The sequence below is a fragment of the Microbacterium sp. B35-04 genome (assembly GCF_010634885.1).
Classification (GTDB): domain Bacteria; phylum Actinomycetota; class Actinomycetes; order Actinomycetales; family Microbacteriaceae; genus Microbacterium.
This window is the reverse complement of sequence record NZ_MWLP01000173.1, coordinates 1-1,165: the sequence shown is the minus strand read 5'-3', so window position 1 is coordinate 1,165 and position 1,165 is coordinate 1. Positions and strand designations below refer to the sequence as shown.

2 protein-coding genes are annotated in these 1,165 nt (G+C 32.8%); both read right to left on the bottom strand.

Annotation, left to right across the window (positions count from 1 at the left end):
* Positions 1 to 265, bottom strand: a 265-nt coding sequence (locus B1729_RS20340; RefSeq protein WP_345770837.1) for a hypothetical protein, incomplete at its 3' end; no start/stop codon positions are given.
* A gap of 23 nt (positions 266 to 288) precedes the next feature.
* Complete coding sequence (locus B1729_RS20335; RefSeq protein ID WP_163634623.1) at positions 289 to 963, bottom strand: IS6 family transposase; 675 nt, start codon at positions 961 to 963, stop codon at positions 289 to 291.
* Positions 964 to 1,165 lie beyond the last annotated feature (202 nt).

Here is a 1,165-nt window from a genome sequence, read left to right as displayed (position 1 = left end):
CGATGTATGTAGCGATAGAACTGCTATATTGGTTATTTAATGATTCTGTTTTGTTTGTCGATTTTTCATCAAATTTTGTCGATTCTTTTGTCGTTTTTTTATTTAAAATTGTTTTTAGATAATCTATTGTATTATCATCTATTAATGATTTGTTACCTACTTTGTTTACATTCAAATTTGTAGGTAAACTTTTTAAATGATAATGAATTGTTTGTTTAGAGACATCTAAAGGTTCTGTTGCAAAGTAAAAAATATAGCTAATCACTAATATATCATGTCAGTGTTCGTTTAACTTGCTAGCATGATGCTAATTTCGTGGCATGGGGAAAATCCGTAGATCTGAAGAGACCTACGGTTCTTTTTATATAGAGCGTAAATACATTCAATACCTTTTAAAGTATTCTTTGCTGTATTGATACTTTGATACCCTGTCTTTCTTCCTTTAATATGACGGTGACCTTGCTCAATGAGGTTATTCAGATATTTCGCTGTACAATGACAGTCCGGTTTAAGTTTAAAAGCTTTAATTACTTTAGCCATTGCTACCTTCGTTGAAGGTGCCTGATCTGTAATTACCTTTTGAGGTTTACCAAATTGTTTAATGAGACGTTTGATAAACGCATATGCTGAATGATTATCTCGTTGCTTACGCAACCAAATATCTAATGTATGTCCCTCTGCATCAATGGCACGATATAAATAACTCCATTTTCCTTTTATTTTGCTGTACGTCTCATCAATACGCCATTTGTAATAAGCTTTTTTATGCTTTTTCTTCCAAATTTGATATAAAATTGGGGCATATTCTTGAACCCAACGGTAGACCGTTGAATGATGAACGTTTACACCACGTTCCCTTAATATTTCAGATATATCACGATAACTCAATGCATATCTTAGATAGTAGCCAACCGCTACAGTGATAACATCCTTGTTAAATTGTTTATATCTGAAATAGTTCATACAGAAGACTCCTTTTTGTTAAAATTATACTATAAAATTAACTATGCAACAGAACCGAATCATGAATACGTGCCCAACGGCTCGGTGTATCAAACTTAGGGTCAACAATAATGAGTTCTGATATCGGTTTTAATACACTTAGTAAGTACGTCAGCATATAAGATTTACCACTGCCTGAATTACCTGCGATCGCTATAGATGT